At 65.5% G+C, this 26,382-nt stretch carries 25 protein-coding genes; 1 reads left to right on the forward strand and 24 read right to left on the reverse strand.

Going from position 1 to position 26,382, the window contains the following annotated elements:
* Positions 1-348: 348 nt before the first annotated feature.
* The 5 genes from F627_RS0114015 to F627_RS0114035 form a co-directional block, all read right to left on the reverse strand.
* A complete protein-coding gene (locus F627_RS0114015; protein WP_019584400.1) occupies positions 349-1,932 on the reverse strand; it encodes a DNA mismatch repair protein MutS in 1,584 nt (527 codons plus the stop codon).
* A 149-nt stretch (positions 1,933-2,081) separates the two neighbouring features.
* A complete protein-coding gene (locus F627_RS0114020) occupies positions 2,082-3,248 on the reverse strand; it encodes an aldo/keto reductase (protein WP_018867529.1) in 1,167 nt (388 codons plus the stop codon).
* 139 nt (positions 3,249-3,387) lie between these two features.
* Positions 3,388-4,608: an acetoin utilization protein AcuC gene (locus tag F627_RS0114025; protein WP_019584401.1), complete on the reverse strand. Its 1,221-nt coding sequence runs from the start codon at positions 4,606-4,608 to the stop codon at positions 3,388-3,390.
* A complete protein-coding gene (locus F627_RS0114030) occupies positions 4,605-7,160 on the reverse strand; it encodes a nitric oxide reductase activation protein NorD (RefSeq protein WP_019584402.1) in 2,556 nt (851 codons plus the stop codon). The genes F627_RS0114025 and F627_RS0114030 overlap by 4 nt, the downstream gene beginning before the upstream one ends.
* Positions 7,157-8,017: a CbbQ/NirQ/NorQ/GpvN family protein gene (locus F627_RS0114035; RefSeq protein WP_018867533.1), complete on the reverse strand. Its 861-nt coding sequence runs from the start codon at positions 8,015-8,017 to the stop codon at positions 7,157-7,159. Before F627_RS0114035 ends, F627_RS0114030 begins: the two co-directional genes overlap by 4 nt.
* A 219-nt stretch (positions 8,018-8,236) precedes the next feature.
* On the opposite strand from F627_RS0114035, the gene F627_RS0114040 reads away from it, so the two are divergent.
* On the forward strand, positions 8,237-8,554 hold the full coding sequence (locus tag F627_RS0114040; protein WP_018877049.1) for a hypothetical protein: 318 nt from the start codon (positions 8,237-8,239) through the stop codon (positions 8,552-8,554).
* A 376-nt stretch (positions 8,555-8,930) separates the two neighbouring features.
* Here the strand turns inward: F627_RS0114040 and F627_RS0114045 are convergent, their stop codons facing one another.
* From F627_RS0114045 to F627_RS0114135, 19 genes are all read right to left on the reverse strand, one after another.
* Positions 8,931-9,800, reverse strand: coding sequence for a glycine betaine ABC transporter substrate-binding protein (locus F627_RS0114045; protein WP_018879886.1), 870 nt, complete (start codon positions 9,798-9,800; stop codon positions 8,931-8,933).
* 52 nt (positions 9,801-9,852) lie between these two features.
* Positions 9,853-10,695 carry a proline/glycine betaine ABC transporter permease gene (locus F627_RS0114050; RefSeq protein WP_018877051.1) on the reverse strand — a complete coding sequence of 281 codons (843 nt, stop codon included), beginning with the start codon at positions 10,693-10,695 and terminating at the stop codon, positions 9,853-9,855.
* Between the two features lies 1 nt (position 10,696).
* Positions 10,697-11,902, reverse strand: coding sequence for a glycine betaine/L-proline ABC transporter ATP-binding protein ProV (gene proV, locus F627_RS0114055; RefSeq protein WP_018867537.1), 1,206 nt, complete (start codon positions 11,900-11,902; stop codon positions 10,697-10,699).
* Positions 11,903-11,957: 55 nt separating this feature from the next.
* A complete protein-coding gene (locus F627_RS0114060; protein ID WP_019584403.1) occupies positions 11,958-12,341 on the reverse strand; it encodes a hypothetical protein in 384 nt (127 codons plus the stop codon).
* A gap of 47 nt (positions 12,342-12,388) precedes the next feature.
* A complete protein-coding gene (locus F627_RS0114065; protein WP_019584404.1) occupies positions 12,389-13,432 on the reverse strand; it encodes a lipoate--protein ligase family protein in 1,044 nt (347 codons plus the stop codon).
* Positions 13,433-13,435: 3 nt separating this feature from the next.
* Positions 13,436-13,864 carry a hypothetical protein gene (locus F627_RS0114070; RefSeq protein WP_018867540.1) on the reverse strand — a complete coding sequence of 143 codons (429 nt, stop codon included), beginning with the start codon at positions 13,862-13,864 and terminating at the stop codon, positions 13,436-13,438.
* Positions 13,865-14,018: 154 nt separating this feature from the next.
* A complete protein-coding gene (locus tag F627_RS0114075) occupies positions 14,019-14,972 on the reverse strand; it encodes a hypothetical protein (RefSeq protein WP_019584405.1) in 954 nt (317 codons plus the stop codon).
* A 207-nt stretch (positions 14,973-15,179) separates the two neighbouring features.
* On the reverse strand, positions 15,180-16,433 hold the full coding sequence (locus F627_RS0114080) for an OmpP1/FadL family transporter (RefSeq protein WP_019584406.1): 1,254 nt from the start codon (positions 16,431-16,433) through the stop codon (positions 15,180-15,182).
* Between the two features lie 284 nt (positions 16,434-16,717).
* Positions 16,718-17,890: a radical SAM protein gene (locus F627_RS0114085; RefSeq protein WP_018867543.1), complete on the reverse strand. Its 1,173-nt coding sequence runs from the start codon at positions 17,888-17,890 to the stop codon at positions 16,718-16,720.
* 54 nt (positions 17,891-17,944) lie between these two features.
* Positions 17,945-19,027, reverse strand: coding sequence for an NAD(P)/FAD-dependent oxidoreductase (locus F627_RS0114090; RefSeq protein ID WP_019584407.1), 1,083 nt, complete (start codon positions 19,025-19,027; stop codon positions 17,945-17,947).
* 22 nt (positions 19,028-19,049) lie between these two features.
* Complete coding sequence (locus F627_RS0114095; RefSeq protein WP_019584408.1) at positions 19,050-20,144, reverse strand: biotin/lipoate A/B protein ligase family protein; 1,095 nt, start codon at positions 20,142-20,144, stop codon at positions 19,050-19,052.
* Positions 20,137-21,318, reverse strand: a complete 1,182-nt coding sequence (locus tag F627_RS0114100) for a radical SAM protein (RefSeq protein WP_019584409.1) — start codon at positions 21,316-21,318, stop codon at positions 20,137-20,139. The genes F627_RS0114095 and F627_RS0114100 overlap by 8 nt, the downstream gene beginning before the upstream one ends.
* 105 nt (positions 21,319-21,423) lie before the next feature.
* On the reverse strand, positions 21,424-21,861 hold the full coding sequence (gene gcvH / locus F627_RS0114105) for a glycine cleavage system protein GcvH (protein ID WP_081630769.1): 438 nt from the start codon (positions 21,859-21,861) through the stop codon (positions 21,424-21,426).
* A 36-nt stretch (positions 21,862-21,897) separates the two neighbouring features.
* Positions 21,898-22,305 carry a DsrE family protein gene (locus tag F627_RS0114110; protein ID WP_026279299.1) on the reverse strand — a complete coding sequence of 136 codons (408 nt, stop codon included), beginning with the start codon at positions 22,303-22,305 and terminating at the stop codon, positions 21,898-21,900.
* Between the two features lie 8 nt (positions 22,306-22,313).
* Positions 22,314-22,760, reverse strand: a complete 447-nt coding sequence (locus F627_RS0114115; RefSeq protein ID WP_018867548.1) for a glycine cleavage system protein H — start codon at positions 22,758-22,760, stop codon at positions 22,314-22,316.
* A 110-nt stretch (positions 22,761-22,870) separates the two neighbouring features.
* Positions 22,871-23,782 carry a CoB--CoM heterodisulfide reductase iron-sulfur subunit B family protein gene (locus tag F627_RS0114120; protein ID WP_018867549.1) on the reverse strand — a complete coding sequence of 304 codons (912 nt, stop codon included), beginning with the start codon at positions 23,780-23,782 and terminating at the stop codon, positions 22,871-22,873.
* A complete protein-coding gene (locus F627_RS0114125) occupies positions 23,775-24,491 on the reverse strand; it encodes a 4Fe-4S dicluster domain-containing protein (RefSeq protein WP_018867550.1) in 717 nt (238 codons plus the stop codon). Before F627_RS0114125 ends, F627_RS0114120 begins: the two co-directional genes overlap by 8 nt.
* Before the next feature lie 49 nt (positions 24,492-24,540).
* Positions 24,541-25,413, reverse strand: coding sequence for a hypothetical protein (locus tag F627_RS0114130; RefSeq protein ID WP_019584411.1), 873 nt, complete (start codon positions 25,411-25,413; stop codon positions 24,541-24,543).
* Complete coding sequence (locus F627_RS0114135; protein ID WP_018877060.1) at positions 25,352-26,380, reverse strand: FAD-dependent oxidoreductase; 1,029 nt, start codon at positions 26,378-26,380, stop codon at positions 25,352-25,354. Before F627_RS0114135 ends, F627_RS0114130 begins: the two co-directional genes overlap by 62 nt.
* Positions 26,381-26,382: the final 2 nt, after the last annotated feature.

Raw genomic sequence — 26,382 nt, forward strand, 5'->3', positions numbered from 1 at the left:
CGCGTTATTACGTACCCAACCCTCGATTGCGCAAGCGATTGAGCATGATGGCAACGGGAGCGATCCCGGTGGGGGCCAGTCCGATCATTGCGAAGCACCTCGAGTGCGTGACCTCGCTGGGACCCTCCACCCGCGGAATCCATCCGGGACCGTGGCGAATGAAAGCCGCACACGCAGTCCGAATGTACGGGAGCAATCGTCGCCCCGAAACCATCACTCAAACGCTTGGCAAACCGGGGGCGTCCATGTACGCAATGACGGGGTTGCGAGCACCGTCATCGCGAGGAGCGCAGCGACGTGGCGATCTTCTTGGGCGGCCCCGGCGCCGGACCGAGCCGACACCGTAGGTCAGCTGTGCTCGCCCCCGGCCTGCGCGGTGGGCAGTTCGGCGAAGTGCTCGCGGGCCCGCGCCACCAGATGCGGCGGCAGGCCGTTCTTCTCCGCGATGGTCAGACCGAAGGAGACACCGGGCTCGCCAATCAGCAACCGGTAGGTGGGCGACAGGGTCTCCGCGTCGAACTGCATGGAAGCATTGACGATGCCCGCATGCTGTGCGGCGTAGTCCTTCAGCGGCGCCAGGTGGGTGTTCACGATCCCGCGCGTGCCCCGCGCGCGCAGTTCGTCCAGCATCGCCATTGCCAGGGCCGCGCCCTCGTCCGGGTCGGTGCCCGTGCCCAGCTCGTCCAGCAGGATCAGGCTCTCGGGGCCGGCGTTTTCGAGGATGCGTTTCAGGACCTCCACATGCCCGGCGAAGGTCGACAGGTGGTGGAACAGGCTCTGGTTGTCACCAACATCCACCATCACCTGATCGAAGCGCCCGATGCGGCAGTCCTGTTCCGCCGGGATATGCAGCCCGCACCACGCCATGGTGACCAGCAGGCCCAGGGTCTTCAGCGCGACCGTCTTGCCACCGGTGTTCGGCCCGGTGATCAGCAACAGCGGCTGCTCGCCATCCAGCCGGATCGACAGCGGCACCGGCTGCGGGCCGTTGCCCTCGGCAAACTGCAACAGCAGCAGCGGATGGTAGGCCTCGACCAGCTCCACGCCCGCCTCGGCCTCCAGCCGCGGGGCGTGGGCATTCATCTGGGCCGAGAGCTGCGCCGCGGCCGAGGCGAGATCGATCCAGGTCAGCGCGGTCAGCATCAGCTCCAGCGGCTCGCCGTACTGGCGCACCACATCGGTCAGCTCGCGTAGCAGGCGCTGCTGCTCGGTGTTGATCTGACCGTTGACCGTATCCAGCTGGTTGTTCAGCGGCACCGCCTCGATCGGCTCCACGATCTGGTCGCGCCCGCCCATGGCCGTGCCTCGGCGCACGCCCTTTACCGCGCTGGCGGCATCCCCGCGCAGCACCATCACGGCGCGCTCCTGGTGCCACTGAACCTTCAGCGCGTCCTCGCCCTTCTGCGCGACATCGGAGGCTGCCAGACGCTTCTTTACCACCGCCTCGACCTCGCCGCGCAGGCGGTTGCGCTCGCCAAAGGCCTCGACCAGTGATGCACTGGCGTCCTCGCGCAGCGAACCCCCAGGATTCAGGCACGCGGACAGACGCTCTTCCAGTGCCTCGGGCGGATACAGTTTGTTCAGGTCGGCCGGGTAGATCTCCGGCGTATCGGCGAGCTGGTCCGCCAGCTCGCGGGCATGACGCATGATGGTCTGCAGGTTGTGCAGCGCCTGCACCGGGAGGGCCGCGCCGGGATTGGCCGCCTGGCGCAGCGCCGCGCGCACGTCGGGAAGCTGGCCCAGCCGCGGCAGGGTGCCGGCGTCCAGGCGCTGGCGCGCGACGGTTACCGCCTTTTGCAGGGCCCGGGCGGCATCCAGGTTCGGCGCCGGCTCCAGGCCGCGCGCGGCATCGGCACCGTAGGGGGTGGCAGTCAGGCGCTCCAGCAGGCGCTGGATCGCGGGAAATTCGAGGGCCTTCAGATCAACCTGCATGGCATACCCTTGTGCATGAATTCGCGATTGCAGCCGGGGCCCGGGACCCTGTGGGAGCGTGCTTGCACGCGAAGCCCCTGCCAAAGCCGGATGCAGGCAGGGGCTTCGCCGGCAAGCCGGCTCCCACCAGGGAAAGACCCGGCTCCGGCTTACTCCTCGGCCTTCTTGAACATGCCAAGGTAGGCCTTCTTGTCCATCATCGGCTCGCGCATCACCGCCAGCATGTCGTCCAGGTGCGCCGGCGTACTCATGCCGACCAGCGAGGTGCCCAGCCCCGGCGTGGAACGGTTGAACTGCATCGCGCGCTGGGCCGGATTAGGCAGGCTGGCCAGCTGCTGCTCGACCACCTCCACCGACTGCTGCGCCAGATGGCCCTTGAGCATGGAGTGCGAGGCAATCATGTACACCTCGAGCTGGTGGGCGGCCTGCAGCGGGCTCGCCACGTTGCCCTGCCCGGTGGCGGTGTTGAAGCGGGTGAACCCCTCCAGCATCACCTGGTTGAAGGGGAGCATCGCGATCTTGAAGTGATGCCGGGCATGGTCGTCGCCGGTGACGGTCTGCGCGGCGCGCTCGGCCAGCCCCTGCATCGAGGTCAGCGACTGGAACACCGCGGCATCGGTCTCCTCGCGGAAGCCCTCGAAGGTGGAGATGCCGTAGGCGCGGATCTTCTTCTCGCGCGCGGCCCGCTCCAGCACCTCGAACACCGGCTCCAGCTTGCGGTTGGTCGCTTCCTTGCCGATCTCGTGGATGTGCACCTCGGGCTGGTCGATGATGAAGGCATCCAGCGTCTCCACCCCCATCAGCGAGCGCGACAGCTCCATCTGGTAGTGGATGTATTCCGGCGTCAGCAGGTGCGCGCCCTTGGCCAGGTCGTCCTTCGTCCCCATGCCCTGGGACTCGATCTCGCGCTGGAACCAGGCCTCCATGTCCTCCGGCGGCCCGCCGCGCAGCGTCAGGAAGCCGCCCTTGGAGATCAGGAACATCGCCTCGCGCGGGACGCCCGCCTCCAGCGCGGTGCGCACACCCGCCCCGACGGCCGCCAGCGAACGCCCGTACCGGTAGTGCGCGCCGGTATCCACCACGTTGACGCCCTCGGTCAGCCCGCGCGCGACGATCGCGGAGATCTGCGCGTCCACCTCGGCGGTGGCCGCGCCGCCGAAGGTGCCGATGCCGAGGCTCGACAGGCGCATCTTCGCGCGCGAGAACTCGCTGTAATGCCCCTCGGCGGCCTTGCCCTCGGCCACGAACTGCTCCGCGTAGCGGCGCGTTGCCTTGGCGTTGGCGTATCCGGGTATCAGTTTCTGCTCGGACTCCATGCGTCTCCTCGCTCGATCAGACGTCGTACCGACCGGGTGCCCCCAGCCTGCAAGCTGTGGAATCCTACGTCAGCCGACGGGATTTGCGAAAACCCGCAGGTGGGCCGGGCTACTCCCACCCCGCCTCACTCCGCCGCAGTCAGCCTTGCGCGAACAAAGGATGCGTGGCTAAAAGGTGCTCCAGGCGGGCGTTGAGTTCAGGACGGACCGGGCCCGAGCGGTCGGCGTCGAGGCGGGAGACGAACAGGTTCTCGTACCAGTCCTCCTCCTCGTCCATGTCCCAGTCGACCTCGCGCAGCAGGGCCTGGCCGGACTCCGGGATCGCGGCGGGGAGCTCGCGGCCAGTCAGCAGGGCCCAGACCCCGGTCCAGCAGCGCGCCAGCGCCAGCGGGTGATAACCGCCGCCACCCAGCACCAGGAGCTTCGGTGTGCCGTCGGCGTGCCGCGGGCTGGTCTCGATCACGTCGTCGATGCAGGCGAGGAAGCACTGGGTGGAGATGCCGAACTTGCCGAGCGGGTCCGGCAGCAGCGCATCGGTACCGGCCTGAACCACGACCGCATCCGGCTGCCAGCGGGTGCGCACGGCCTCCCAGACAGCCGTAAAGGCGGCGCGAAACTCGCTGTCGTTGGTCTCCTTCGGCAGCGGCAGGTTGACGGCGTTGCCAAGCGGTCCGGTGTCCTCGATGCGCCCGCCCTCGAAGGGGTAGCCGTATTCGGTGTCCATGTGCAGGGAGACGGTGAGCACGTCCGGGTCGTCGGTGAACGCGGCCTCCACCCCGTCGCCGTGGTGGGCGTCGATATCCAGATACAGCACGCGCTGCCCGGCCTGGCGCAGGCGCAGGATGGCCAGCGCCGGGTCGTTGAAGTAGCAAAAGCCGCGCGCCTGGTCGGGGGCGGCGTGATGCATGCCACCGGCCGGGTTGAAGGCCATGCGCCCGCCCAGCACCACCTCGGCCCCCTGGATGGAGCCCCAGGTGGCAGTCGCCGGAGTAGCGAAGAAACCGGCGAAGAACGGGTTCTCGAAGTTGCCGATGTTGTGGCGGTCGCGGTAGCGCTGAAAGACCTTGCCCAGCGCCTCGGCGCGCTGCATCGCGGCGACGTACTCGCGGGTGTGAAACCATTCGAGCTCGGCCGGCTGTGCCTTGCGCGATACGGCCATCTCCTGCGGCGTGATCGCGTCATAGGCCTCGATCAGGTCGATGGTCAGCGAGACGCGCGGGATCCCGAGCGGGTGGTTGTCGCCGTAGCTGTGCCCGCGATAGCGCGGGGCATGCAGCAACGTGGCATGACGACGGGCCGGCTCCGAGTGCCGGGCCGCGGCCCCGGTGGATGCATCGATGGATTCGGGGGTGGCACTCACTGGCGCAGCCTCAGGTAGATCTCGGGCAGACGGCGCGGCAGCTCGTCCACGTGGTCGATGATGGTGTAGTGGCCGGGACCGAAGATCGCCGGCAGGTATTCCGAACCGGACGGGTCCAGGGTGATGCAGAAGGGGTGGACGCCGGCGTCCACCGCCTCCTTCATCGCCATGCGCGTGTCCTCGTGCAGGTAGCGCTGATCGCCGCCGTCGTCGTAGTCGGCCGGGCGGCCGTCGGACAGGATCAGCAGCAGTCGGCGCTGGGCCGAGCTGCGCCGGAATGCCTCCAGCGAGTGCCGAATGCCCGCGCCCATACGCGAGGCCAGACGCCCGGAAACCCCGGCGATGCGGGCGCGGACGGTGTCGTTCAGGTCCTCGTTGAAGTCCTTCAGCCAGTAGTAGTTGACCTGGTCGCGCTGCTTGGAGGCGAAGCCGGAAATCGCGTAGGGGTCGCCGACCTTCTCGATCGCCTCGGCGAACAGCATCATCCCCTCGCGCACGCGGTCGACGATCTTGCCCTGCCCGCCCGGGTGGCGCGCCATGATCGAGGTGGACATGTCCGCCAGCATCAGCACGGCGGTATCGCGGTGCTGCACCGCACGGCGGCGGTAGATGAAGGCCTTGGGCGACAGCCCCGCCTTCTTGTCGGCGATGTAGTCGATCACCGCCTCGGTATCCAGTTCGTCACCGTCGAGCTGTTTCCTCAGCGGCGCCAGGCGCATCGGGCGCTGCATCTCCAGGCCGCGGGTCAGGCGCTTCAGGGTATCGGCGTTCTCCGACAGGATCGTGGCCGCCCGCTCCGGGTCCTCGTCGTCCAGAACCCGCTCGTAGAGGTTCACCCAGTCGGAGATGTAGCGCTGCTCGCGGTAGTCCCACTCCGGATACGGGATGCCGTCCTTCTTCGGGGTGTAGGGCGCGGCGCGCTTGGCCACCTGCGCCGGCTGCGGGATGCCCGTGCCGATGCGCCCGCCGGTGCCGGAAGTCTCCTGCTGCGGGGTCTGGATGTCGGCGTCCGGGTCCTTCTGCGCCTGCTCCGGGGCCTGCTGCGGCTGCTCTTCCTGTTTCTGGTGCTCGAACTTGTGCTCGTCGTGCGCCTCGTGGTCGCGGAAGTCGGCCAGGCTGCCGTCGCGTTTGCGCTGCGGATACACCGGCAGCGACTGGTTCAGCGACAGCCCGGGCAGATAGGCCTCGGCGCGCTCCTCGATGGTAATCCCGGGGAAGGCCTCGTCGGCGAACAGCTCCTCGCCGACCGCCCAGGCGGTTACGACGTCCGCGTCCGGCTCCAGCACACGCGCCAGACGCGGGTCCTGCGGCTCGTCGCGCAGCAGGGCCTGGTGGGCCTTCAGTGCGAAGTCGAAATAGACGCCGGCCACGCCCTCCGGGCGACCGTGGACCTCGGCCAGCGCCACCAGGCGCGGCAGGAAGTTCGGGATACGCGGGGCCAGGCGTGCGTTTACGCGCAGGTCTTCGGCCAGGTCGAACAGCACCTGGAAGCGGAACATGCGCGCCTCGAAGGGCGCGAACAGCGGGCGCCAGGTGATGCGCGACTTGTCGTCCAGCGGTGGATGCTCGGCACCCGCGCGTGCGAACAGCCGCTCCACCTCGCTGTGCGCATAGGTATCGAAGGCGAGATGCGCGGCCGCATGCTGGGTGGCGACGATCGCCTCCTCGCGCGAGTCCATTACCGCCGGCATGAACAGGCGCCGGCCATCGGTCTCGAGCATCGGGCGGCCCTCGCCCGGCTTCCAGCTGGAATCGGCCAGCGGGATGTCGGCGTCCAGCCAGGCCATCAGCACCAGACGCAGGAAGCGCCCGTGCATGCGCGGGCGAAAGCCCGGCAATGCCTCCAGCAGCAGCTTCAGGCTCTCGTCGCTCTCCAGGCGAAAGTACGCCTCGCCGCGCGAGCGGCCGGCCTTCAGCAGGTCCGCGCCGCGCCGCGCCCAGGACAGCAGGCCCTGGTCGCCGACCAGGTTGCGGGCGATCGGTGCACCCTCGAGGTAGGCATCCAGGGTCAGGCCGCGCTCGTCGAACAGGGTCTCGGCCGGCTCGATCAGGGCGCGCAGGCCGTCGATGCCACGCCCGCCGGCGAGCTTCTCGAAGTCGGTCTCGAAATAGGCCCGGGCATCCGGGAGACTGCGCGCGCACCAGCGCAGGCCGATCTCGGCCCACTCGCGCTCGCCGGCCTCGCCCCAGGCGTCGTACACGCGATCGGCCTGGGCCATGAAGCCTTCCAGGGCATAGTTCGAGTTGACCCACTCCTTGAAGCGGGCCGCCTGCTCCAGCCACAGCTCCACCGTCTGCATGTGCTCGGCGAGTCGCGCCGAGTGGCGCATGAAGCTCTTGCCCGACTCCCGGTCATGGAAGAACAGGTCGCGGGCCGTCTCGATCCAGCGCCGCGCAATGGTGGCGCCGAACGGGCGGATAGCCGGCAGGGCTTCCTTCGTGTCGCGGTGGGCGACGAAGCTGATGTCCTCCAGGTGCTGGAGGATTTCCTCGATCTCGACGAGTTCTTCCGCCTCCGGTTTCGCGCCGCCGTTGGTCGCGATATCGCTCACGCGGCTTCGGACTCGGGGAAGTGGGCGTCGAAGATCTCTTCCAGCGCCTGGATCAGCTCGGGGTCGTCGGTGATCGGGGCGATCATCGCGGCACGGCAGGCCACACGCGGGCTCAGACCGGCCTGCATCAGTTCGCCGGCATAGGCGAGTGCTCGGGTGGAGGTCGCCTCTTCCAGCCCATGGTCCTTCAGGGCCCGGGCCTTGCGCCCGGCCGCCACGAGTTTTTCCACGCGGTCGGCATCCAGGCCGCCGGATTCCTTGGCCACGATCTCGCGCTCGACATCCTCGGCCGGGTAGTCAAAGTGGATGCCGACAAAGCGCTGCTTGGTCGAGGGCTTCAGATCCTTCAGCACGGTCTGATATCCCGGGTTGTAGGAGATCACCAGCATGAAGTCCTCGTGCGCGTCGATGATCTGGGACTTCTTGTCCAGCGGGAGCTGGCGGCGGTGGTCGGTCAGCGGGTGAATGACCACGGTGGTGTCGGTACGTGCCTCGACGATCTCGTCGAGGTAGCAGATCGCGCCCTCCTTGACCGAACGGGTCAGCGGGCCGTCCTGCCAGACGGTCTCCTCGCCTTCCAGCAGGAAGCGGCCGACCAGATCGGAGCTGGTCAGGTCCTCGTGGCAGGAGACGGTCACCAGCGGCTGGCCGAGGGTGTGCGCGACATGTTCCAGGAAGCGGGTCTTGCCGCAGCCGGTCGGGCCCTTGAGCATCACCGGCAGGCGCTTCGAGTACGCCGCCTGAAAGATCTCGATCTCGTCACCCTGGGGCTTGTAGAAGGGGGCACCGCCCGCGTCCCCCGGCTTCTCGATGACATCGCGTTCCACACCGCGGATGCGGTTGATCAGGTTCTTCATGGGATCTCCGGCAGGGACTGGTGTATGCGCGTGCGCAGCGTTACCCTCCAGCGCGCTGGGCGGGCGGCCAATCGTGTTCGCGCAGGCTTTGTTGTATCATTTGCTGTTTATATTCTATCGAACCTGCGCACTTGCATGAACCAAACGCCCCACGGCTGCGGGGTTGGGCGTGCAAAGGCGCCCGTCACTCGGATTCAGCGCTTCAACAGAGGACCCGGTATGAAACTTGTCAAACTCGTCAAGCTGAACAACCTGCAGTACAACCCGAACCGCGACCCGAACGTGTACCGCCGTCCGATCAACGAGGAATTCCGGGTCCAGGCCATGCTGAACGGCTCCGGCAGCGCCAGCTGCAAGTTCTCGGTGGAAGGCGAAACCCTGTGCGAGGGCAGCGTGTCCCTGCCGGGTACCTTCGACTGCAAGTTCAGCTTTGATACCGCCGGCACCCGCATTGGCGACCTGGTGATCGAGGGCAATGGCGAGACCTTCCACGAGAAGATCCGCATCGACGTGCTGGAGCACGCCTGGATCGGCTGATCCCGGATCGCCCCACCCCGCGGCTCGTCCCGGGGCGCGTCACTCAAAGGCCCCGCGGCGACCCGCCCGGGGCCTTTCGCGTTTCTGGACCAGCCACAGTAGCGGCCCGCTCAAAGCACCCGCCCCCGCCATCCCGGACGCCCGCCAATCTTCATCGTGACCGGAGAATGCCGACAACGTGTTCCATTCGCCCCGTCGTCCGCCCCTGAACCGAACTTCTCCGTGCTGTTCGTGCCCTCCGCCCCCTCCGTGCTGCAATAGCCCTTGCCCTTCTTCGTGCCTTCGTGCGCTTCGTGGTGAAACAAAATGCAGTGGCCTGAACAAAGAAAGCCCCGCCGGGGCGGGGCTTTCGGGTGCTGCGGGTAGTCCGTGCTGATCAGTCGATCACGCCGGTCACCCAGTACTGCACGTACTCCGGGTGGTCCTCGATGAAGCGGTCCACGGCCTCAGCGTAGGAGTTCTCCTGGGCGTAGAACATCGCTTCTTCCAGCACGTCCAGGTTCAGGTGCATGCGCGAGATCATCATCGCGACATCGTGATACTCCTCGGCGAAGCCCTCGCGGGCCAGGGCATGGATACGCTCGAAGCCGCCCAGGGCCTCTTCCGGGTCTTCCAGGTAGCGCAGGTCGTAGGCGCCGAACTTCCAGTGCGGGCTCCAGCCGGTGACGACGATCCATTCATCACGACGGATCGCCCGGTCCAGCGCGGAGGTCATGCCCGCCCCGGAGGAGATCTGCAGGCTGTAGCCGTCCAGGCCGTAGGTCTCGAGGGCCTCTTCCGAGAGCCGGGTCAGGCCCGCACCGGGATCGATCCCGGTAATGCGGCCGTCCAGACGATCACGGACCGAGTCCTTCTTCAGGTCCTCGATGGAGCCGAGTTCATCCTCGGGCACGTAGTCCGGCACCACCCAGCCCAGGCGGGCATTGCCGTACAGCGGGCCGAGGTTCACCACGTCCTGCCCGACACGTTCCATATAGTCGGCATGGGTCCCCGGCAGCCAGGCCATCAGCATCATGTCGATATCGCCGGAGGCCAGGCCCTGATACTGCGGGGCGATGTCGGTCTGGATCAGTTCGACCGAATAACCCATCTCGTCCTCGATGACGCGTTCGGCCAGCTTGGTCACGAACTCGGCGTCGGACCATGCGGTCCAGCCGATCTGGATATCGTCGGCCTGCGCGGTGGACAGGCCCATGGAGGCGGCCAGCACGCCGCCCAGCAGGGTTGAAGTCAGTGTCTTGTTCATCTTGCTACTCCTTCCTTCGAGTGAAACGGATGGCGCCGCGCACGAGCCCGAATCAGCCGCTCGCCTTGCGCCGCAGCCCTACGCTCTGGGTGATCCGGTCGAGCAGGATGGCGAGGATCACGACGCCCAGGCCGCCCTCGAACCCCAGCCCGACATCGAGCCGCTGGATACCGGTCAGCACGGTATTGCCGAGCCCGCCGGCACCGATCATCGACGCGATCACCACCATGGAGAGTGCCAGCATGATGGTCTGGTTGATGCCGGCCATGATGGACGGCATCGCCAGAGGTAACTGAATCTTGGTCAGAAGCTGGCGCCGATTGCAACCGAACGCCAGCCCCGCCTCGATCTGCTCGCGGTTGACCTGGCGAATACCGAGGTTGGTCAGGCGCACCACCGGCGGCATGCAGAACACCACCGTGGCGATCGCACCCGGTACGGTGCCCAGCCCGAAGAAGATCGCCGCCGGGATCAGATAGACGAACGGCGGCATGGTCTGCATCAGGTCCAGCACCGGACGGATCGACGCCTCGACCCAGTCGCTGCGCGCCATCGCCACACCCACCGGCATGCCGATCGCCAGCGCGACGGCGGTCGCCGCGAGCACCAGCGACAGCGTCTTGATCGTGGGCTCCCACAGGTCCATCCCCAGGATCAGCCCCAGCGCCACGATGGCGAAGATGCCGAAGCGCCAGCTAACCCGCCACCAGCTGAGCCCGACCAGGATCAGCACCAGCAGCCACGCCGGGATCGCCAGCAGCGCCCCCTCGAAGGAGTTGGTCAGCAGCCCCAGGAACCAGGCGATGCCGTCCAGCGCGGGCTCCAGATTGTCGAGGATCCAGTCGACCGCGGTCTCGATCCAGTCCCCCACGGGGATGTTGATGCGTCCTTCCATGTCAGTGATCTCCGTTCGCGGCGGCCGCGTTCCGACTGCGATCGAGGGCCTCGACCAGGCGCTGCAGGGTCACCAGCCCCCGGAACTGTCCTTCCGCATCCACTACCGGGATGGACACTGGCGCCTGCGCCGCCCGGCCCGGGAGATTCGCGAGAGGCGTGTCCTCGCCCACCGGCTCGACCTCCACGGCCACCTCGCTCGCGGGGCGGTCCACGGTCAGCTCGCCCAGGCGCTTGGCCTGAACCACGGACTGGAAACGCCCCGCGGCATCGACGATCACGGCCTCGTTGCCGGGCACGCGCGCAATGCGGCTACGGGCCTCGCCGGCCGTGGTATCCGCCGCGAGGACGGGGATGGTCTCGCTGTCCATGATGTCGCGCGCCTGGAACACCTGGGTGATGTCCACCCCGTGAAAGAACGAACGCACGTATTCGTTGGCTGGATCGAGGATGATCTCCTTGGGCGTGCCAACCTGCACCACCTCGCCGCCCTGCATGATGGCGATGCGATCGCCGATACGGATGGCCTCGTCCAGGTCGTGGGAGATGAACACCACGGTACGCCGGTGCTCGCGCTGCAGATCCAGCAGCCGGTCCTGCATCTCGGTACGGATGAGGGGGTCCAGCGCGGAGAAGGCCTCGTCCATCAGCATGATGGAGGGGTCGGTCGCCAGCGCCCGCGCCAGTCCCACGCGCTGCTGCATGCCGCCGGAGAGTTCGTCGGGATAACTGCGGGCATGGGCCTTCAGACCAACCTGGTCGAGCGCCTCCAGCGCGCGCTCGCGGCGCCGGGCGCGGCCCACGCCGGCGATCTCCAGCCCCAGCGCAGCGTTGTCGATCACGGTCTTGTGCGGCATCAGCGCGAAGGACTGGAACACCATCGCCAGATCCTCGCTGCGCAGCCGGATCAGCTCGCGCTGACTCATGCGCGTGACATCGCGCCCGCGGACCTCGACCGTTCCCGCGGTCGGCTCGATCAGACGGTTCAGCAGCCGCACCAGGGTGGACTTGCCGGACCCGGACAGCCCCATCACCACGAAGATCTCGCCTTCGGCGATATCCAGGTTGCAGTCCTTCACGCCCACCGTGTTGCCGGTGCGCTCAAAGATGGTGTCCTTGTCGAGCCCGTCCTCGATCAGCCGCAGACCCTCCTGCGGGTTCGGGCCAAAGACCTTGTACAACTCGCGCACCCGGATGATGGGGTCCATTCGACGATCTCCCTGCAATACACCTCGCGGCGCCAGGCCCCGCGCGGGCCGATGGCTACCAGTCGTACTGGCGGACGAATTCGGGCAACTTGTCGATCATCTCATCGCGCCCGAAGAAGCGATCGGCGCGGGCCAGGCGCATTTCATCCTGGATGTCCTGATCGCCACCAAAACAGAATACCGGAAGGTTGATCTGGTATTCCATGCGCAGCATCCGGATCACGTCGAGCGGATCAAAGGCCTCGATCTCGTCCAGGTCCAGCAGCAGGAATCGGTACAGCAGGATCTCGTTCCAAGGCCCGAGCTCATCCAGGTCGGTGACCTGGTGCAACTGCCACTCCGGCGGCAGCTGGGCCTGCAGGCGCTCGGCCATCGCGCCGTCCCGGGTCATCAGGATCAGGCGTTTCTCCAGGCGGCGTTCGATCGTCGGTTCGGACATGCGGCTTCTCCGGCGTTCGTGGGGAGGGGGCTCGGGACCGGGGCCTGTCAGGCCGCTGCGATTCCGCGATAAAGCCCGTCGATGCGGGCACTGATCTCGTCCACCATGCGGGCATCGAGCTGGCCGTTCAGACGCGAGCGTACGCGCAGGCGTTCCGGCGATTCACCGACCAGACGCTCCTCCAGGATGGCGGTGGTGGCCGCATCCTCGCACCAGATCCGCGCGATATGCGACCCCTCCACGTGCAGGCGCAGGCGCCCGCAGGCCCCGCGGGTCTCGAACACGTGATTGTCGCGGTTCACGCGGATGCCATCGCGCACCGACGGCGATCCCTGGCCGTCGGCGAGGTCCGTCAGCTCCTCGCGCCCCAGCGCCAGCCACTGCTCGAGGGTCGCCCGGTCCGGCTCGATCCGGCGTGCCGGAATGCCGAAACGGCGTTCCAAGACACCCTGGAGGGCCGCCTCGACCTGCGCGGGCGCGGGGACCTGCGGACACTGGCGGGCGCAGTCGGTCATGCCCGTCTCCAGCGCCGGGCGCAACCAGTCACGGTAGCCCTCGCTGGGGGCATACACGCAGGCGAGGAAGCGCTCGACCGGGAAATGTCGCAGGAAACTGGCGCCGAACACACAGCCCTCGTCGAGCGTTGCGGCCCCAGTCCCCATGATCTTGCGCCCCTGGACCCAGACATCCTGGCCCCGGGCCTCCACGCCCTCCAGACCGAGTGCGCGCAGCACATCCATGGCGATGCCCAGTCCCACGGCGAAGAGGTGGCGATGCCCGCGGGCCAGCACCTGGCGCGGCTGGATCAGGAAGAAACAGGCCTGGTCGGCGTCCACCCAGACCGAGCCGCCGCCCAGTGGACGCCGCACGACCGGCACACCCTGTTCGGCGCAGGCGGCCAGATCCAGGTCAGATTCCGCGTCCTGGCTGGCCCCGATCGAGATATGCGGCTCGTGCGCGTGCACCCACAGGATACGCGGGGGCGCATCCGGAGCGGTGGAGGCCGCAAGACCGGTATACAGCGCGTGGAGTTCTTCGGCGGATCGGGCCCCGGCGTCGATCCACTCCGGGGTTACCGTGGATGCGACCAAGTGTCAGCCCTCGGGCTTGTCCTGTCCGGCACTGGAGTCGTCTGCCTTGTCCTCCTGGCCGGGCTGGTAGAAATAGCGGAAATAGAAGTCACTGCGGGAGAGATCCTCGTACAGCTTGGCGCGCTCCTCGACCCCGCTGCGCATGATCTCGACCATGGCCATCGCCTGCTCGCCATCGATGATGTGGATGCCGCCGGTCAGTTCCTGGTCGGTATCGAGGAAATGCGCGGCCAGCTCTTCCGGCTCCTGGATATATACCAGGAAGGACTTGCAGTCCGGGTCTTCCAGATCGAGCGGCTGCATCACGATCTTGCCCAGCCAGGCCAGGCGCGCCACCTGGTTGAACTGGTGGATATCGAGCTTCTTGCCCTTCTTGTACTTGTTGAGTTCGTTGCGGATCTCGCCAATGTTGGCGATCTTCATCGATTTCATGGATGTGCGTCCTGCCGCGAGTGTTGCGGGAGCATAAAACAAGTGCATGTCCGGATCGTAAAAAAACCCCGGCGGACCGGGGTTCTTGAGTGGGCTACGCGGGAATTCCGCGCACCCTTGCGCCGTTCCATGGCGCAGGCGGTCTCCTGCGGTCTTACCACTCGAAGCCGGTATCCTCTTCTTCGTAACCCGCGACTTCCTTCAGGGTCTCTTCCAGCGCGCCGGGCGAGCTGCGCAGCCGCATGAAGCTGTTGTCACCCAGCATGCGCAGATCCGGGAAGTGCAGGGCCTTGCGGAATCGCATGTGCAGGGCCTCGACCTCGCCGCCGCGGACCAGGATCTCGATCGGCACCGTCGCGGTATGGCGGAACTCGCCCACGTCCACGATGCCAAGCTGGTGCAGATCGGCCGAGTCCTGGGCCGCCCCGTCGGACTCGCGCACGGCCACACCGATCACGGTCACGTCCTGGCCCGGGATATCCACCCGGTAGATCTCGCTGACCCCGGCGACCCGGGATGCGAGATTGCCATCCAGCTCGCTCAACGCCGCACGACGCGAACCATGGCTCCCCAGATCGTAGGGGGCGTCGAAACGCTCCATGCCGAAGGTATAGCGGTAGCGGTTGAGATCGCGCTCGCTCATGCCGTCCTCGGAGCCGAACTCGCGCTCGGCGCCCAGCGTGCTGGACAGGCGGTTGGCGACACCCGTCACCGGACGATCCAGGCGGTAGGCATGACGGAAGTACTCCAGGTTGTTGTAGCTCACCTGCAGCTCGCCATCGACTGCGGTTACCGCCACCCGGATCGGGGCGATGTAGCCGCCGCGTTCCTCGGAGCCGGCCACCGACAGCAGATCATCATGGGTCACCACGACCACATGCCGGTCGTCACTGACCGGGTATTCGCCCAGGAACCGGAAGTCGGCCCCCTCCAGGCGTTCCCGCACACTGGCGGCCTCGGCGGAGACATCCGTCCCCGATTCGGTGTAAGCCAGCACGAACGGACGGTAATTGTCCGCCGCCACGGTCTGGCTCGCCGCGAACAGCGCAACCGCCGCGACCATGCCGACGGCGCGGACACTCCCGCGCAAGGCGTGGATTGCTCGCATGGCATCCTCCTTTGAATTCTCTGGAAAGTTCGAGCGGAACGCTCGACAGGAAGAAGGGCCCGGAACGCACCCCCCGGTGCGTCACGGACTTCAGAATCACCCGCCCTCCCTGGCGGAACCGGCCTTCCCCTCAAGGTCGGCGCGCCCATCCCGGGCGCGTGACACCGAAGCCTCGCGGCGGTCAGGCGACCGCCCCGGACCTCCCGATCAGAACCGGTACGCGTACCCGATCTCGAGCTCGTACTGCTTCATCTCGATCTTGATATCCTGCGCCGGGTTCATCATGTTCGGGCCAGTCACACTCTGGCTTGGGGCGTACATGGCTGCAAAGTTCAGCTCATGCTGCTCGCCAAAGGCCTTGGTAAAACCAAGCGTATAGTGGTCTTTCATGACGGCAGGCGCAATCACATTAAAAGTCACGTCGCTCGATCGAATCGGATTCTGCCCGCGGTTATAGCCCACACGCCAGGTCCAGTCATTGCCTGCTTCAAACTGCGCACCCAGCTTAAAGATATTGATGTCGCGCCAGCCGAAACCTGCGCCATTGCTTGCACCAAGTGCACCCTCCTGCCCCAAGAAGAGGTTGGATCCCGGATTTGAAATAGCATCGACATCAGAGTAATTGATGCGCTGGTAATCGGCCGACACGGTGATGGAGGGAGTCACATCTACCGAAACGCCTAGCCCGTAGGTAGAGGGGATATCGAACTCTCCACCATTGGCGAAAAGCCCGCGATAGTCATCAAAATCTCCATTACGGATCTTGGACCGATAGTTTGCCCCGACGGTAACACCATCCGCAACGTCCGCCTGGAAGCCGACCTGACCTCCATACCCCCAAGTCGAATCCGTACCGTTGTCGCTGACGTACTCCGGTGCAACGCTGAACCCAGCGAAATCACCCAGTCCTTCAGCCTTGAAACGTTGATAGCTGATAATCGGGCTCACCCCCACCCGGACGCGACCCTCGGCAAAACTCTGGGCATACGTCGGAATAATGGCTAGCTGCTCAAGATTAACGCCAGTTGTGGCACCTGGCGGATTACCGCTCTGGTTGAAGATCGGCTGGGGATAGTCGGTATTCATCCCGCCATTGCCCAGCAATGTGATACCCCAAGAACGAGTCTCGTCGATTTGCTGAACATACCCGAGAGACGGGATGAAGAAATTCTTGCTCCCACTGTCGATCGTCGGTTGGCCTTCGAAGGTCACAGAACGCTCGGGGCGGAAGTAGGCGAGGGAGCCGTCGATGCGGCTTTCCATGCCGGCGATGCCGGCGGGGTTGATACCCGGGGCGTAGGAATCCTGGGAGATCGCCATGCCGACGCCCCCCATGCCTTTGGCCTTCGTGCCATAACCATGCGAAAAGTAGCCATTGGTGGCGTGCGCGACGCCGGCGGAGCCCATGGCCAGGCCGACCGCGATCGTCACCAGGCTGCGGCGAATGATGCGTGCTTCCATTTTGTATCTCCTTTGGTGGTCTTCTTGTTGTGTTGTGCGAACACCCCGGTTACGCGCGGCCCCCTTGTAATGCCGCCGGTCCGGTCTTGATGGTGTTCCCACGGCTCGCGCCATGGTGACCGACCGTGGCGCGAGTTTTTCGGCAGGTGTGTTCAAGGGCACTCTTCGGAATGGCCTTGATAACCCTGCTCGAAACCTGAATATTCAAAAAGTCTTATTGATCCCCTGACGTGCGAAAGCCCCGGGGATGCCGGGGCTTTCGCTGGATACTACCACTATCGTTTTCAGGCTGTCTTCTCGTCTTCCGCCTCGTCGGCGTCGAAGTCGAAGGTGCCGACGTCCTCCCCGGCCATCTGCCGCTTGACGAACCCGACGTCGCTGCTGTTCAGCGCGAATGGGAACGACAGGATGTCCGTCGGGCTGGAATCGCCGTAAGGGCGATTGCAGGCCGAGACCTCCTCGTCCGACTTGCCGGGGCAGCCGGAGGTCTGGAACGGCTTGCCGGAGGCGATCAGTTCCTCGACCTCGGACTGCGGCAGACCGAAGTCCACCACCTGGCCGTCGGCGTTGAACTTCATGTCGTCGATGCGGCCACCGGCGTAGTCGATGACGAAGCGGCCCAGCTGCACGCGGCGCCACTGGTCACGCGGGACCGGGTTCCAGTCTTCCATCAGCGAGCCCTCTTCCGGGAAGAAGGCAAACATGTGGTTATGACCGCCCAGGTCGCGGATGCGCTGGCAGACCTGCAGGATCTCTTCCTCGGTCTCGCCCATGCCGCAGATCAGGTGCGCGCCGAACTTCTCCGGGCCGAAGATCTCGGCGGCCCACTCGATGGACTGCCAGTACTTGTCCCAGGTATGCGGGCTCTCCACCGACTTGCCACGGGTGCGCTCGAAGATCTCCGGGGTCACCGCGTCCAGCGCGACCGTGAAGATGTCCGCGCCCTTGTCGCGCAGGAGCTGGAGGTCTTCATAGCTCATGGTGGTCGGGTTCGACAGGATCGACACCGGGATATGGTTGACCTCGGCGACCCAGCGCTCCAGCAGCTCGACGGTGTCGGCATCGGAGTTCGGGTGCGTGATCATGGAGATGCACATGCGCTCGAACTGACCGGCGTCGGCATGATTCTTCACGCGCTCGATCACCTCGTCGTACTTAGCCGTGGGCCAGTCAACGCGGATGAAGTTGCGGTCGGCGTAGTCACGCGATTCCTCGCGGTGGCGGGCCAGACCGCAGTAGGAGCAGTTGGCGCGGCAGCCTTCCGGATAGGTCACCAGGAGGTTCAGGCAGTGCGTGCAGGACGTGCGATGCATGGTGCCCGGCACCAGGCCCAGCGTGATCGCGGCCGCGGTGGACATCTGCACGTACTCCGGCGAACGCATGTCCGGGGTCTTGATGTGATAGTCGGGCCGGTAAAAGTTGATCGGCGCGACCATCTCCTCTGCACTTGCACTCATGGGGTTCCTCCAGCGTTGTCTCGGGGATGCCAGGCATCCGTCGACCGGGTCCGATTACGCGGCCCGGTCACCATCGTTGAAATACTCGGAAAATGCAATCCATCCGCGGCGCTGGGTGGCGTCTTCCTGCGCCCGCGGGGTTCGCCAGTGTTCGTTGAGGAAGGCACGCCGTTCGCAGGCCCGTTCCAGCGCCGGCCCGTACTGGTCGCGCATCTCCTCGTCGTAGTCGGCGAAGGCCTCGGCATCGCCTTCCAGGTGGCCGATCGCGGCCTCGCCCGCGGCCTCGCCCGACACCACGGCGGCGGCGATGCCGGCGCCGGTGATGGGGTGGGTCAGCCCGGCGGCATCGCCGATAAACAGGACATCCCCCGCCACCAGTGACTCCCGCAGGCCGCCGACCGGGATCGCCCCGCCGGTGCGGTAGCGGATCTCTTCGCCCAGCAGGCCCTGCTCCACAAGCTGGGCGTGCAGGGACTCCAGCGGGGCCTTAAGGTCACCGGCGATCCGCTTGTCGGCGCCCAGACCCAGGTTGGCCCATTCCCCCTTGGGGAACAGCCACGCGTAGCCACCCGGATAATCGTCGGAGAGCCAGACATCGGTTGCGGTATAGGCCTTTTTCAGCGGCACGGTGTACTGGCGCGTCTGCACCGTGGGCAGAGACTCCAGGCCGAGCGATTCGGCGACCGGAGAATGCGGACCGTCGGCGGCAATCAGCACGCGATAGCCGACCTCCTGCTCCGCGCCCTGATGTTTCACCCGGGCGACGTGACGCTCGGCATCCACCGCCATCAGCGGCGTGGAGGTGACCAGCTGCGCCCCATTCGCCTCGGCCGCTCGGATGATGGCGCGGTCGAACTCGCCGCGATCCACCATCAGGCCGGGGAAGTCGGAATGCTCGACGGTGCCGGAGGGCAGGAAGCTCTGCATGGAATCGATGCGCTGCAGCAGCACGCCCTCGGGCTTGGCGTAGGCACCCATCGGGTTGGGGATAAACTCGGCGCACTGCACCGGCTCGCCAAACGCCTTGTTGCGCTCGACCGCCAGCACCGACAGCCCCGCCGCGGCACATACGCGCGCGGCGGAGGCCCCGCCGGGCCCCAGCCCCACCACCAGGACATCGACCCTGGACGGCAGCATCAGCGAAGGCTCCCGGCGCGGCTCACTGCGCGGCCGCCGAGTCGACCTCGGCCTGCGCCAGGGCCGACTGGATGGCGGCGATGAAGTCGTCGGCCGTCAGCTGCAGCATCTCCACGTCGCGTTCCGCGAAGAATGCGCGCACGCGATCCTCCATCTCGGCCTGCGGCGTATCGCGCAGGGCGGCTTCCAGATCCGCGATGGTCCGCGCCGGCTTGACGAAGATATCGCCGGTAATCCAGAGCTGCTTGAGGCGCTTGCGCTCGGGATCGAGCGCCGCACCCACGCGCATCAGGCCACCGTCGGACTTGAAGATGCTCTCGAACATCGGGGCGTCGGTCGCCGGGCGGTTGCGCTGGTACACCCACTCCTCGGTATCGATCTCGGCCAGAGCCGCGTCGAAGGCGCGACGCTCTTCCGGCAGCAGATCGGCGGCCTCGGTGCGCACACCGAACTCCTCGGCGAAGGCACGCGCGATGGCGTCCTTCACCACATCCAGGGCCGGCATCTCCTCCAGCAGCGTCGCCAGGTTCACGACCCGGTCCCGCGCGGACTCGATCGCCTTGTTCGAGAGCTTCTCCGCCGGAATGCGCAGGATGCGCAGCATGTCCTCGACATCGAATTCGATCAGCAGCGTGCCCTGGTACATGATCGACTCGCCATCGAAGGCGCCGCCGGTACCGGAGATCTTGCGGCCATCGACCTCGATGTCGTTCCGCGGGCGGAACTGCGCGTCCACGCCCAGCGAGCGCATGCCCGCGGCCGCCGCGTTGCAGATCCGCGCGGCGATCTGGCCCATGTCCGCCGTGCCGAGGAAGCGCTTGTCCAGGTACAGCTCCCAGCCGAGCTGCGTGGCATCGAAATAGATCGCGCCGCCGCCGGTAATGCGCCGCTGGATCGCGATCCCGTGCTCCTTGCAGTACTCGGTGTTGATCTCCTGGTCGACGTTCTGGTGGAAGCCCACCAGCGCACAGGGCTCGAACTGCAGGAACCGCAAGGTGTGCGGGGAGACGCCCTCCTGGTGGCACTCCAGCAGCGAGCGGTTGAAGGCCATGTTCTCGGCCGCCGGACGCAGCCCGGTATCGAGGATACGCAGGGTCTCTTGATCGCGTTCAGGCATGACAGCCGCCCCCGGCCGCCACCTCGCCGCCCTCGGTCACGATGCGAATGCCGCCCAGGCCCTGGCGCGCCTTGCGTTCCTGCTCGCGGCGACGGGTCTCCTCGGCCACGATGGTATCGAGATCCAGCTCGACACCGCTCCCGGCGCCGGCATCCTCGGCCATGACCTCGTCCCCGACGGCGATGGAGCAGCAGGCCGGCGTTACCCGCACCTTCTTGCCCAGACGGGCCGCCAGTTCAACGACACCCTCGGCCGGATGCGCAATCCCCGAAAGCCCCGCCATTACGGCGTAGCTGTCGATCTGGCTCTTGGCCTCGCCCGGCGGTCGCGCACAACCCAGCAGTAGCGACGTATCCCCCAGCCGCTCGCGGGCGTCGTGGAAGAAGCGGCCTACCGCGTGCACGTCGGGGGTCTCGAACGGCCGGCTGGCCGGTGCGTAGAACGGCATGACCACGACCAGGACCACGGCGTCGGGGAGGTGCCGCGCGAGCATCTCCAGCGCGTTCCATTCACCCAGGAGCTTGCCGTAGTGCAGGCCGATCACGATATGCGGAACGACCTTCATGTTGGTGCTGACCAGGCTTTCGAGCGTCCGCTCGAAGTCGTCGACGCTGCGGCGCAGGTGATACACCTGCGTGATCGTATCCTGAGCGCCGATCACGTCCATCATGGCCGCATCGATCCCGGCCTGCTCCATCGACAGCGCAATGTCGTCGTCCACCAGCGCGGTGTGCATCGCGATCCGGAACTCGGGGAACTCGTCCTTGATGCGACGGATCGTCGAGTAATAGGGGTCGTACTCCACCTCGTTTCGGTGGTTCGAGCCGCCGGTCAGCAGCATCCCCTGGGCACCCGACTCGATCACGCCGTTCACCTGTCGCCAGAGATCCTCCGGGGTGCGGACGGGGATCATCGGTTCCAGGATCTTGGCCTTGCAATGATCGCAGGCCAGCTTGCAGTCGCCGCCGGTAATCGACATCGCCGGCCAGGCACTCTTGCCACAATCGGCAATCTCGCTGGACTGGTAGGACTTGAAGGTCGGGGTATAGAAGTGCACCGAACCCGGGTCCCCGGCGTGTCGCAGGCTATGCTGGAGGTCATCAACCAGCGACGGATCGACAGGGACATCCTCGAGGGGTTCTACCCGCTGGATCACATCATTCCAGCTCGTCATGGGCATTCTCCGGGTCGGCGAATTTCTTGAAGGTTTTACTCGGGTATTACCGAAAAAAAGGGGCCGCCGACCGCGAAGGGACGGCGGCCCGGACCGGAACCGGGATCAGCAGCCGCCGAAACCGTCCGCTTCCATCTTGGCTTCAAAGGCCGACAGGGCGTCGGAGCCGGTGGTCAGATCACCGATTTCACCGTCCCAGTCTTCCGGCTTCAGCTTGATCAGCCAGCCTTCGCCGTAGGGATCTTCGTTGATCAGGCCCGGGTTCGCCGCGACCTTGTCGTTGGTCTCGGTGACTTCACCGGTGACCGGGGTCTTCGCCGGACCTACCCACTTGCCGGATTCGACGGTGGTGCAGGACTTGTCCTTCTTGACCGTCTTGCCAACCTTCTTCGGGGTGTAGGACACGATCGTGCCCGCCAGCGAACAGGCGTAGGAAGTCAGGCCGACCGTCGCGGTACCGTCGCTTTCCTTGCGCACCCAAACGTTGTTTTCAACGTTGTACATCAGATCTTCCGGAATATCACAACCCCGAACTGCACCCATGTCTTCCTCCAGGAATATTCAAATAAAGCGGGAAAATTAAAACGTTATCGTTTTATCACTGCGTAGTATCAGGTCGGCTAGTTCGCTCGCCCGATTCACTTCATCGACTTCGTCGATGAGATCCGAAGACGCGTCGATTCTATACCCCGGCAGCGCGGGCTGGCAAACGTGCAGCCGCACTCCGGCGCGCTTCGCGTCCTGAATAAAATCCTTGATCAATTTGCCGTCTTCCATGGCCCGAAGGTCGTCCGCGACCCCCTTCTCCATCAGGCGCACGCCTTCCATAGTGAAGAAGATATAGACATCCACGTCCATGGACGCCATCACGGAACCGAGATAGAACGGGGTGGCACAGCGCCCCGGCGTCGACGGGCCCGAGGTCATGATGATCACGACCGTCTGCTCGTCGTTGTCCAGGTAGTAGTCGTCGTCGAGATTCGCCATGGTTTCGCTCACCGCAGCTTGCGCTGGCACTGGATGTCGTCATCCTTGGCCCGCTTGCAATAGCCTTCCTCGGCCTTGTCCCCGGTCAGGAACTCCTCCAGCGCCGCCTCGACCCCATTGGTCGGCTCGACCCGGGCGATCCAGGCATTGTACGGATCGGAGTTCAGCAGCACCGGATTCTCCAGCACCTCGTCATTGCCCTCGACGATCTTGCAGTCGATGAAGTTCGGAATCGGGCCTGCCCACTTGCCACTCTCGATGGTCGCCACCGGCTTGCCCGGGGGGCGTCGCGTGCCGGGGCGCCGGACGCGCACGTGGATGATCTTCCCCGCGATCGTCTGCGACAGGTCGGTCATCCCCACCGTCAGGGTGTCGTCGTCCTCGCGGCGCAGCCAGATCTGGAACTCGTCGTCGTAGAACAGTTCAGGGTGAAACTCGCAGCCGTTGCAATCCATGTTTCGCCTCGTTCCCGGGACCGAGCGGACCCGTGCCTCCACAAAAAACGGGCGCCAGGCGCCCGTCTTCTGAACTCGTCAATGGGCCATGCTGGGCATGGAGCCAGGGATCAGATGACCCCCTTCTCCTTCAGCAGACCGATCGAGTCACTCACGTTTTCGTGAATGCCCAGCTTGCGCGGGGACAGGCCCATGGCCAGACCCAGCAGCTGGGTGAAGTACAGCACCTTCACGTCGGTCTTGATCCCGAACTCGGTCTCGGCGCGCACCTGGTGCATCTCCAGACCAGAGTGGCAGGTCGGGCACTCGGTCGCGATCACTTCCGCGCCGGAATCCTCGGCCGACTGCAGCAGGTTCAGCACCAGCTGGGTCGAGGTGTCGGAATCCGACAGCGTATGTGCCCCGCCGCAGCAGGAGGTCTTCAGCGGATACTCTACGTTCACCGCACCGGCGGCACCCAGCAGGTCGTCCATGAAGTGCGGCTGGTAGCTGGAGTCGGAACCCGGGCCGTTGTCCTTCTCGGGGAAGATCTGGCGCGGCCGGGTATACATGCAGCCGTAGTAGTTGGCGACCTTGATGCCGTTCAGGCTCTTGGTCATCTTCTGCTTGATCCCCTCGGGACCCAGCTCTTCCATCAGCCACTCGAGCAGGTGCAGCGTGCGCACGTCGCCGCTGTAGACCGGGTCGTCCGACTTGCGTGCCAGATCCTGGACGGTATTCATCGCGTCCTCGGAGGTGGCGGTCTCGTACTCGGCCTTCTTCAGGTTGTGGTAGCAGCCGTTGCACGGCGCCATCACGGTGTCCATGCCCATCTGCTCGGAGGCGATCGCCATGTTCCGCGCGGACAGGTAGGTCTGCAGCATGGGATGGACGTTCTTCACCTCCATCGCGCCACAGCAGTTCCAGTCCCGCAGGTTCTCCATCTCGAGACCCAGCGCCTTGACCAGCACGCGGGTGGAGCGGTCGTACGGCCCACCGGAGCCCTCGAGCGCGCAACCCGGATAGTAAGCAACCTTAGCCATGAGCGGCCTCCTTCTGTTCGCGCACGTAATTCTTCAGCACGTCCCCGGTCTTGCCCCAGGACTTCGTGCGCGGCGTATGAATCGTGTTGAAGCCCATCGCCATCAGATGCTTCACCGGCAGGTGCTTCATCATGCGGAAGATGAACACCTTCAGCCATTCCTGCACCAGCGGCTGGCCGGTCTTCTTGAAGAAGTTCTGCATGACCTTGCCGTCTTCGATGCGGCCGGTCTTGTAGATCTGGTCGGCGAACTCTTCGTCGAAGTGCGTGGACGGGGCCTTCTCGGTGATCCCTTCCTCTTCCATCCAGTGCGCCAGGGCCTTCATCACACCTTCAGGCTTCACGTCCTTCGGGCAGATGTTCGTGCACTTGTTGCACGAGACGCACTGCCAGATGATGTCCTTGTCCTTGACCAGCTCTTCCTTCATGCCCAGGCGGGTCAGGTAGATCCAGTAGCGCGGATTGAACTGCACGTTCTGCGCGTACATCGTGCAGGAGTTCGTGCACGAACCGCACTGCCAGCAGCGGTGGACGTTTTCGCCACCCGCGAAGCTCTGGATCTTCGATTCGAAATCGTCGTCGTAATCGCGCACCGTGCGCGGGGCGATCATGGTGTTCCAGTGGCCGGACACATCCACCCCGTCGACCACCAGCTCATCGTGCTGCTGGAGGCGCTCGTCCTCGATCAGTGCCTTTTCATGTATTGCCATGACGTCTCTCCGAAAACCTGTGTAGCCAGGCTCAAGTTCGTTCCGTTATTCAATGCAGCGACGCATCGGTTCCTTTCAGGCGACCTTCCGGGGAGTCGATCCCCAGCATCTTGACAGCCAGTTCCAGCGGGTCCTGCTTGGTACCGAACTGGTTGTCGATCATCCCCAGACTCATCGACAGCGACCGGGCATAATCCGAATAGGCCTGCACCCAGACCAGGTCCGTCACGAACGGCAGGTCCCGATAGAAGCCCTCCTCGGCCAGCGCATCGAAAAACCAGCGCCGCGCCCCCTCGATCGCCCCGACCGAATCCCCGATGGGGATCGACCGGAGGGTGTCATTGCCGCGGATAAACTCCCGCAGCGCACCCGTCGTGGTCGACGTATCCCAGACCCAGCGACACGCCAGCGGCATGGCCTCGGGGTCCGCGAAGTGCAGGATCTCGGCACCGAAGTCCCAGATCGCTCGCCGCAGCTTCTTGTCGTCGGCCGCCAGGTCCGCGAACCCGGCGAGGCGCTCGTTGACCTCTACATCCGGCCGCACCAGCGCCCGAACCCCGTCGACCAGCGCACCCTGCCGTTCGGCCATCAACGCGCCCAGCTTGCGCCGGACCGAGAACACCAGACCGCCAAGGGTCCAGACATCTTCGGCATCGATCTCGTCGCCCTTGGCCACGATCGCGGCAAACACCTCGTGCTTCGACCGCAGGGCCTCGATGAAGGTCTCCAGTCCGTCGACCCCGCCGGCCTCGGCGATGGCCTCGTTCAGACTGTTCAGCTTCGTCGCAAGGATCTCCTTGTCGAAGCTGACCTCCAGCGGCTCCGGGGCAAGCCCGGAAGCCGCCGCGTCGCTAACGACCTCAGCCGGCTTTCTGAACCAGCGCATGCAGATCCGCAACCGCGCGACCACCAGCGGCGGCACCCTGGGCGATCGAGTCATCGATCGTCTCGGGACCGTAGGCCGCACCGCAGGAATAGACGCCCTTGCGGGTGGTGCCACAGGTGTTGGTGTACTGCTCGGCGCGCTCCAGGAAGCCGTGCTTCTCGAGCCCGACACCGAAGACCTGCGAGATCTCGGGATTGTCGGCGTTCGGGTCCATGCCGATCGCGTGCACCACGATGTCGAACGGGATGACGATCGGACGCTTGACCAGGGTGTCTTCGCCCTTGACCAGCAGGCGGCCATCACCAGAGGCCGTCACTTCGGCGATACGCGCCTTGACGAACTTGGTTTTGAACTCTTCCTGGGACTTCCAGTAGAACTTGTCTTCGTACAGGCCGAAGGTCCGGATGTCCATGTAGTAGATGAACACGTCGGTTTCCGGCGAGATCTCCTTGATCTCCATCGCCAGGTTGGCGGACACGGTGCAGCAGATCTTGGAGCACCACTCGCGGCCGATCTGGCGGTCACGGGAACCCACGCACAGCAGGATGCAGACCCGCTCGGGCACACGGCCGTCGGACGGGCAGGCGATCTTGCCGCTGGCGACCATCTGCTCCATCTGGGTGGTGGTCAGGACGTCTTCGTACGTCCCGAAACCCCACTCCGGCTTGTTGATGGAGTCGAAATGGGTAAAGCCGGTGGCGAGCACCACGGCGCCGGCCTGGACCGATTCGCCATTGGTCAGGGTCGCGGTGAAGTTGCCGGCTTCGCCGTCCAGCTTCTCGACCTTGGCACCCTTGTGCACGGTGGCGTTCGAGTCATCCTCGACACGCTTGACCATGCGGCCGATGGCGTCCTTCGCCCACTCGCCGGAGGGCACCAGCTTGGCGTAGCCCGAGAGGATCGGGGCGCCCCCCAGGACGTCTTCCTTCTCGACCATCACGGCCTTGAAGCCAGCCGAGGTGACATTCGCGGCGGCGGCCAGACCGGCCGGGCCACCACCCACTA

The organism is Thioalkalivibrio sp. ALE16, from assembly GCF_000381305.1.
Lineage (GTDB): Bacteria > Pseudomonadota > Gammaproteobacteria > Ectothiorhodospirales > Ectothiorhodospiraceae > Thioalkalivibrio.

Excerpts from the sequence above, each read along its gene's own strand:
- F627_RS0114015 (WP_019584400.1), bottom strand. The coding sequence starts at position 1,932 with ATGCAGGTTGATCTGAAGGCCCTCGAATTTCCCGCGATCCAGCGCCTG.
- F627_RS0114020 (WP_018867529.1), bottom strand. The coding sequence starts at position 3,248 with ATGGAGTCCGAGCAGAAACTGATACCCGGATACGCCAACGCCAAGGCA.
- F627_RS0114035 (WP_018867533.1), bottom strand. The coding sequence starts at position 8,017 with ATGAAGAACCTGATCAACCGCATCCGCGGTGTGGAACGCGATGTCATC.
- F627_RS0114040 (WP_018877049.1), top strand. The coding sequence starts at position 8,237 with ATGAAACTTGTCAAACTCGTCAAGCTGAACAACCTGCAGTACAACCCG.
- F627_RS0114045 (WP_018879886.1), bottom strand. The coding sequence starts at position 9,800 with ATGAACAAGACACTGACTTCAACCCTGCTGGGCGGCGTGCTGGCCGCC.
- F627_RS0114050 (WP_018877051.1), bottom strand. The coding sequence starts at position 10,695 with ATGGAAGGACGCATCAACATCCCCGTGGGGGACTGGATCGAGACCGCG.
- proV (WP_018867537.1), bottom strand. The coding sequence starts at position 11,902 with ATGGACCCCATCATCCGGGTGCGCGAGTTGTACAAGGTCTTTGGCCCG.
- F627_RS0114060 (WP_019584403.1), bottom strand. The coding sequence starts at position 12,341 with ATGTCCGAACCGACGATCGAACGCCGCCTGGAGAAACGCCTGATCCTG.
- F627_RS0114070 (WP_018867540.1), bottom strand. The coding sequence starts at position 13,864 with ATGAAATCGATGAAGATCGCCAACATTGGCGAGATCCGCAACGAACTC.
- F627_RS0114075 (WP_019584405.1), bottom strand. The coding sequence starts at position 14,972 with ATGCGAGCAATCCACGCCTTGCGCGGGAGTGTCCGCGCCGTCGGCATG.
- F627_RS0114080 (WP_019584406.1), bottom strand. The coding sequence starts at position 16,433 with ATGGAAGCACGCATCATTCGCCGCAGCCTGGTGACGATCGCGGTCGGC.
- F627_RS0114085 (WP_018867543.1), bottom strand. The coding sequence starts at position 17,890 with ATGAGTGCAAGTGCAGAGGAGATGGTCGCGCCGATCAACTTTTACCGG.
- F627_RS0114090 (WP_019584407.1), bottom strand. The coding sequence starts at position 19,027 with ATGCTGCCGTCCAGGGTCGATGTCCTGGTGGTGGGGCTGGGGCCCGGC.
- F627_RS0114095 (WP_019584408.1), bottom strand. The coding sequence starts at position 20,144 with ATGCCTGAACGCGATCAAGAGACCCTGCGTATCCTCGATACCGGGCTG.
- F627_RS0114100 (WP_019584409.1), bottom strand. The coding sequence starts at position 21,318 with ATGACGAGCTGGAATGATGTGATCCAGCGGGTAGAACCCCTCGAGGAT.
- gcvH (WP_081630769.1), bottom strand. The coding sequence starts at position 21,861 with ATGGGTGCAGTTCGGGGTTGTGATATTCCGGAAGATCTGATGTACAAC.
- F627_RS0114110 (WP_026279299.1), bottom strand. The coding sequence starts at position 22,305 with ATGGCGAATCTCGACGACGACTACTACCTGGACAACGACGAGCAGACG.
- F627_RS0114115 (WP_018867548.1), bottom strand. The coding sequence starts at position 22,760 with ATGGATTGCAACGGCTGCGAGTTTCACCCTGAACTGTTCTACGACGAC.
- F627_RS0114120 (WP_018867549.1), bottom strand. The coding sequence starts at position 23,782 with ATGGCTAAGGTTGCTTACTATCCGGGTTGCGCGCTCGAGGGCTCCGGT.
- F627_RS0114125 (WP_018867550.1), bottom strand. The coding sequence starts at position 24,491 with ATGGCAATACATGAAAAGGCACTGATCGAGGACGAGCGCCTCCAGCAG.